This window comes from Amycolatopsis sp. SID8362 (assembly GCF_010550475.1).
GTDB lineage: Bacteria > Actinomycetota > Actinomycetes > Mycobacteriales > Pseudonocardiaceae > Amycolatopsis > Amycolatopsis eburnea.
Genome location: NZ_JAAGNB010001225.1, coordinates 1 through 6,861, shown reverse-complemented (window position 1 = coordinate 6,861; position 6,861 = coordinate 1). Strand labels below are relative to the sequence as shown.

4 protein-coding genes and 1 pseudogene are annotated in these 6,861 nt (G+C 73.6%); all 5 read left to right on the top strand.

Going from position 1 to position 6,861, the window contains the following annotated elements; translation table 11 throughout:
* A pseudogene (locus tag G3I65_RS38235) lies at positions 1 to 208 on the top strand (xanthine dehydrogenase family protein subunit M); the annotation flags it as partial.
* Positions 205 to 2,379 carry a xanthine dehydrogenase family protein molybdopterin-binding subunit gene (locus G3I65_RS38230; RefSeq protein WP_160700416.1) on the top strand — a complete coding sequence of 725 codons (2,175 nt, stop codon included), beginning with the start codon at positions 205 to 207 and terminating at the stop codon, positions 2,377 to 2,379. The pseudogene G3I65_RS38235 and the gene G3I65_RS38230, both read left to right, overlap by 4 nt.
* Before the next feature lie 123 nt (positions 2,380 to 2,502).
* Positions 2,503 to 3,933: a carboxylesterase/lipase family protein gene (locus tag G3I65_RS38225; protein WP_160700415.1), complete on the top strand. Its 1,431-nt coding sequence runs from the start codon at positions 2,503 to 2,505 to the stop codon at positions 3,931 to 3,933.
* 249 nt (positions 3,934 to 4,182) lie between these two features.
* Positions 4,183 to 5,460 carry a sensor histidine kinase gene (locus tag G3I65_RS38220; protein ID WP_160700414.1) on the top strand — a complete coding sequence of 426 codons (1,278 nt, stop codon included), beginning with the start codon at positions 4,183 to 4,185 and terminating at the stop codon, positions 5,458 to 5,460.
* Between the two features lie 85 nt (positions 5,461 to 5,545).
* Positions 5,546 to 6,861 (top strand): APC family permease (locus G3I65_RS38215; protein WP_160700413.1); only part of this gene is annotated, 1,316 nt, incomplete at its 3' end.

The window sequence follows — 6,861 nt, the reverse complement described above, 5'->3', positions numbered from 1 at the left end:
CGGCGGCGTGGGGACCGTGCCGTGGCACCTGCCCGCCGTCGAAGCCGCCCTGCGCGGCCGCCCGGCGACGCAGGCCACCTTCGAAGAAGCCGCCGCCGCGGCGGCCGACGGCGCCCGACCGTTGTCCGGCAACGGGTACAAGGTGCCGCTGCTCAAGCGGACCATCGTCCGCGCGCTGCTCGAACTGACCGAGGAGAGCTCCCGATGATCACCCGGCTGGACGCGCCGCTGAAGGTCACCGGCGGGGCCAAGTACGGCGCCGACCACCACTTCCCCGGCATGGCCTACGGCTACGTCGTGCTCAGCACGATCGCCCACGGCGAAATCGAGGCCATGGACTTCTCCGCCGCGCGGGAGGCACCCGGCGTGGTCGGGGTGTACTCGCCGTTCGACTCGCTGGAGATGCGCACCGCCACGTCGCCGCTGTTCGGCGAGACGCCGGTTCCGCTGCAGGACAAGGAAGTCACCTACTACGGCCAGCCGATCGGCTTCGTCGTCGCGGAGACGTTCGAGCAGGCCCGCGACGCGGCGTCGCTCGTGAACGTCGCCTACCGCCCGCTGCCGGCCAAGACGTCGCTGACCGACGGGCTCGCCACGGCCGAAGACGCGCCGCCGGCCCGGGACGGCGCGCCGCCGACGCTGGAGGTCCTCTCCGACGGCGTCGAGTCCATCGAGGACGCCTTCGCCGCGAGCCCGGTCGTCGTCGAGGCCACCTACACCACGGCGACGCAGAACCACGCCGCCATGGAGCCGCACTCCGCAGTCGCGGTGTGGGACGACGGCGAGCTGACCGTCTACAGCGGCAACCAGGCGTCGGACCTGCAGGCGATGGAGCTGGCCAGCGCCCTGGAACTGGAGCTGACCGCCGTCCACTGCGTGAACCCCTTCGTCGGCGGCGCGTTCGGCGGCAAGGGCCGGACGTCCGCGCCGGCGTTCCTCGCCGCCGCGGCGGCCCGTGCCCTCAACCGCCCGGTCAAGGCCGCGCTCACCCGCGAACAGGTGTTCACCGCGACCGCGGGCCGGGCCGCGACGGTCCAGACGATCAAGCTCGGCGCCGAACGGGACGGCTCGCTCGTCGCGCTCAGCCACGACTCGTGGTGCAGCACCGACGCCGCCCGCTCGTTCGTCGAGCCGACGTCGCACGGCACCTCGCGCGAGTGGTACGCCACGCAGAACCTGGCCATCAGCCAGAAGATCGTGCCGCTGAACATCCCGCCGACGACGTTCATGCGCGCCCCCGGCGAGGCACCCGGCTCGTTCGCGCTGGAAAGCGCGATCGACGAGCTCGCCGTCGCGCTCGGCATGGACCCGATCGAGCTGCGCATCCGCAACAACTCGACCGCCCCGCCCGGCAAGGACCTGCAGTGGTCGAGCAAGCACCTCGACGAGTGCTTCCGCGTCGGCGCGCAGCGCTTCGGCTGGGCGCACCGCCCGCCCGGCTCGCGCACCGACGGCGACTGGCTCGTCGGCATGGGCGTGGCCACCGCGATGTTCCCGGCGCTGCGGTTCCCGGCCACGGCCGGCATCACGCTGCGGGCCGACGACACCGCCGACGTCGCCATGAGCGGCGCCGACCCCGGCACCGGCCTGCTCACCGTGCTCGCGCTGGTGGGCGCGGAGTCGCTCGACATCCCGGCCGACCGGATCACGCCGCGGCTCGGCGACTCGGCGTTCCCGTCGGGCGGCCTGTCCGGCGGCTCGACGGCGACGGCGAGCGCGGGCACCGCGATCATGATCGCGGCGGTCAAGGCGATCGACGAGCTGGTGGCGCTCGCGGCCGATCCGGGTGCGCCGTTCGAAGGCCACGAGGTCACCTACGCCGACGGCCGGGTGTTCGCGGACGGCCGCAGCATGACCTTCGGCGAGCTGCTGCGCGCCGTGGGCCGCGAGTCGCTCGAGGTGACCGGCTCGTCGGCGCCGGGCGAGGAGCTCACGAAGCACTCGTTCAGTTCGTGGGGCGCCCAGTTCTGCGAGGTCCGGGTGCACAAGCTGACCCGCGAAGCCCGTGTCTCACGGCTGCTCGGCGTGTTCGACTCGGGCCGGATCATCAACGACAAGGCGGCCCGCAGCCAGATCATGGGCGGCATGATCTGGGGCGTCTCGGCGGCGTTGCACGAGGGTCTGGAGATCGAGGCCAGCGGCCGGCTCGCCAACGGCGACTTCGCGAGCTACCTGCTCCCGGTGAACGCCGACATCCCGGAGGTCGACGTCCACTTCGTCGAGTACCCGGACACGCTCCACAACGCCGTCGGCGCGCGGGGCCTCGGCGAGATCGGCACGGTCGGCATGGCGGCGGCGGTGGCCAACGCCGTGTACAACGCGACCGGCACGCGGGTCCGGCACATCCCGATCACCATCGAGGACCTCCTCGAAGACTGACCGGTCGTCCCCGCCGTTATCCATCCGCGACAACGGCGGGGACGATCGACCATGACGGCGACCGGTCCGCGGTCCTAGGCTGTCGGGGCTCCTCCTCCGGTGTGCCACGAAGGGATCCCCCGCATGACCGACCCGGTCGTCCCCACCACTTCCGGCGCGGTCCGCGGTCAGGTCACCGCCGACGGCGTCGCGCTCTTCCGCGGCGTCCCGTACGCAGCCGCGCCCGAAGGCGACCTGCGCTTCGCCGAGCCGGTCCCCGCGCCACCGTGGGAAGACGTCCGTGACGCGAGAAGACCCGGGCCGACCGCACCGCAGCGCCGCCACGACGTCCCCGGCCTGGACCTGACCCCGCTCGCCGGCACCGGCTGGCGGCCGGGCCCGGAGTACCTGACGGTCGACGTCTGGACGCCGCAACCGGGCGCCGCCGCGCTCCCGGTGCTGGTGTTCGTCCACGGTGGCTCGTTCCTCGGCGGAACCGGCTCGGCCGCGGCCTACGACGGCACGGCGTTCGCGCGCGCCGGCGCGGTGCTCGTGACCGTCCAGTACCGGCTCGGCATCGACGGCTTCCTCCCGCTCGACGGCGGCACCACCAACCTCGGGCTGCGCGACCAGCTCGCCGCACTGCGCTGGGTCCAGGAGAACATCGCCGGTTTCGGCGGCGACCCCGCCAACGTCACCCTCTTCGGCGCGGCCTCGGGCGCGGTCAGCGTCGCCTGCCTGCTCGGCTCCCCGCTCTCGCCGGGCCTCTTCCGGCGCGCGATCGTCCAAAGCGGACACCCCGACATGGTCCGCGACGGCGTCCAGGCCCGGCGGCTGGCCCGGGTCGTCGCCGACGAACTGAAGGTCGAACCCACCGCGGAGGCGTTCCGGAAGGTGTCGACCGAGCAGCTCCTCGATGCCCAGGACGCGGTCCTGCGCCCCGGCGGCGCCCCCGACCTGCGCGACGCGCTGGGCTACGACCGCGGCTACGGCCTGAGCCCCTTCCTCCCGGTGATCGGCGACGACGTCCTCCCCCACCACCCGGCCAAGGCGATCCGCGCGGGCGCGGGCCGCGACGTCGACCTGATCGCCGGCAGCTGCAGCGAGGAGATGCGCCTCTACCTGGTCCCCACCGGCGCCCTGGAAGCGGTCACCGACGACCAGGCGATCGCCTCACTGGCGGTCTCCCACCCGGACCCGGCCGGCGTGCTGCACGCGTACGGCCTCGGCTCCGGCGCCCCGGCCGGCCAGGTCCTCGTCGACGCCCTCACCGACCTGGTCTTCCGCGACGGCGTCCGCGACCTGGCCGACAACCACACCGGCCGCACGTTCCGCTACGAGTTCGAGTGGGGCTCCCCGTTGCTCGACGGCCGCCTGGGCGCGTGCCACGGCCTCGAGCTCCCGTTCGTGTTCGACGCACTGGCCGCGGTCCCGGGCCCGCGCGGCCTGCTCGGCGAGAACCCGCCGCAGGAACTGGCCACCGAGCTGAATGCCGCGTGGCACGGCTTCGCCACGACGGGTTCGCCGGGGTGGCCGGAGTACGCGGGCGAGGACACGGTGTTCCACGCGTACTGAGTTCCGCCCACCCTGGTGACGTCCCGGCGCGGGGACTCCGGGGTTTCCCCCACACATCGGCATCACCGCACAGCGCGCTCCCCCGCGCGCCGCGCACCCCGCGGACTCCGCATCCCACCGCCCCAAGGTCACGAACCCGTCGCGTCCCTTGCTCCACCGGGCTGGACTCCGGGCCCCGACTGTTGACGACTCCCCCGCCGCGCTGCCAGGCTCAGGCCGCCCGGACGGCCGGATGAATGGGGACCACCGATGCCCGAGGCGGGCTCTGCCGCACCGCCGCGCGCCTTCGTCCGCACGCTGTTGCGCAGCGGCACACCCGCGGAACCGGCCGGCCCCGTCGCCGACGACGGTGACCTCACCGCGGTCGGGGACGCGACGCTCGCGCGTGCTTCGCGCTACTGGGTCGTCGTGCCGCTCGCGTACCGGATCGCCGCGTTCGTCAAGGTGTTCATCGGGTTCGCCGCCGCCAACGGCGGGCTCGGGCTCGGGCCGGTGCTGGGCGCGACCGCGTTCGCGGTGCTTTCCAACAGCGCCGCGGTGGTCTGGGTGCTGCGGTCCGGCGGGCTGCGGGCCCGCATCACGACCCGTGCCCTCGGGCTGGACCTGGCCGTCGGCGTTCTGCTCAACTTCGTCGTGGCCATGACGGCGCCGCCCGCGGTGCAGCCGTTCGCGGTCGACGTGTCGTGGACCTGGCTGGTCGGCGCGGTCGCGATGTGGGCGGGCACGTCCGGGCTGCCCGCCGCGCTGTGGCTGTTCGCCGCGGCGGTGCCGTTGCGGGCGGCGCTGACCGTCGCGGGCGGGCTGCCGCTCGGCAACCAGCTCGCCATGACGCGGTCGATCGGCTGCCTGGTCGCGCTGGCGGTGGCGATCGTGCTGGCCGTCTCGATCCTCATCCTGCTCGGCGTCGGCACGCGGTTCGCGGTCGACATCGGGCTGCGGCGCGGGCGCGAGGCCGAACGCCGCCGGACCCGGCGGATCATGCACGACAGCGTGCTGCAGACGCTCGAAGCGCTGGCCATTTCGGCGCCCGGCGACCAGGCCCATGCCGTCACCAGGCTGGCCGAACTCCGCTCGGTCGCCAAGGCGGAGGCGGCCGACCTGCGCCGCCGGATCACCGAGCCGGTGCCGACCGGCCCGACGCGCAGCTTCGCGGTCGAACTCGCCGACGTCGCCACCGAACTGGCCCGCGACGGCCTGCGCACGCAGCTGGTCGCCGCGGACTTCGCCGACGACCACAAGGTCTCCTCCGACCGCCGCACCGCGCTGGTCGAAGCGGTCCGGGAAGCGTTGCGCAACACCGTGAAGCACTCCGGGACCAAGCAGGTCGTGCTCCGGGTGGAGGAACGCGACGGCGGGATCGCGGTGGTGGCCCGCGATCAGGGCCAGGGCTTCGACGTCCGCGACCGGCCGCCGGGCTTCGGCATCAGCCAGTCCATCGTGGCCCGGCTGGCCGAGGTCGGCGGGCACGGCACCGTGGACTCGCAGCCGGGCCGCGGCACCCGCGTGACGATGTGGGTGCCGGGCTAGGCAACGGTTCTGCGCTGCGGCACAAGACTCCCGCCACGACCGGGGCGCACCATGCCCGGACAGTCCCTGCGGGAGGAGCAACCCCATGGCCGAATCGGGCTCCCTGCGCCGCGACGCGCTGGGCACACCGGGCGTCGTCTTCCTCGTCCTCGCCGCCGTCGCGCCGCTCACCGGCATCGTCGTCATCGCCTCGCTGGGCATCGCGCTCGGCAACGGCGGCGGCATGCCCGGCGCGTTCCTGCTCGCCGCGCTGATCCTCGTGCTCTTCGGCGTCGGCTACGCGCAGATGAGCAAAGTGGTCACCGGCGCGGGCGGCTTCTACGTCTACGTCACCAAGGGGCTCGGGCGGCCGATGGGCCTGGTCGCCGCGCTCGTCGCGCTGCTGGGCTACAACTGCTTCGTCGCCGGCGCGGTCGGGACGAGCGGTTTCTTCACCGCGAACGTCGTCGAGCAGGTCTTCGGCTGGCACACGCCATGGCAGCTGTGGAGCCTCGCGTCCGCCGTCGCGGTGTTCGCGCTCGGCCGCCGCGGGGTCGACGTCAGCGCGAAGGTGCTCGGGGTTTCGCTCGTCCTCGAGGTGTCGATCCTGCTCGTCCTGGACGTCGCGGTGGCCGTCCGGACCGGGTTGGACGTCCAGGCGTTCGCGCCCGGCGTCGTGTTCTCGGGCTCGATCGGGATCGCGTTCTTGTTCGCCTTCAACGCTTTCGTCGGCTTCGAGGCCACCGGGCTGTTCAGCGAAGAGGCGCGCGACCCGCACCGGACGATCTCCCGCGCGACCTACACCGCGATCGTCCTGATCGGCGTGTTCGCCGCGGTCACGACGTGGGCGATCGTCAGCGCGACGAGCGTCGCGCAGGCCGGGCGGACCGCGCAGGACCACCTGGCGACCGGGAACCTCGTCTTCTCGATCAGCCGGACGTACCTGGGCTCGTTCCTCACCGACGTGATGATGCTGCTGCTGGTCGTCAGCCTGTTCGCGGCGCTGCTGGCGCTGCACAACTCCGCGACGCGGTACCTGTTCGCGCTCGGCCGGGCCCGCGTGCTGCCCGCCGTCCTCGGCCGGACGAACGCGGCGAACGGCGCACCGTACGTCGCCAGCGGGACGCAGATCGGGCTGGCGACGCTGATCGCGGCCGCGTACGCGCTGGCCGGGCTGGACCCCCTCGCCGACCTCACCGCCAGCATGACCGGCATCGGCACCCTCGGCGTGATCGCCCTGCAGGCACTGGCCGGGATCGCCGTCGTCGCGTTCTTCCGCAAGCGGCGCGACCCCCGGCTGTGGCGCACCGCGCTCGCCCCCGGCCTCGGCGGGCTCGGCCTGATCGCCGTGACGGCGCTGGCGATCGTCAACTTCCCCACGCTCGCCGGCTCCGACGCCCCCGCGATCGCGCTGCTGCCCTG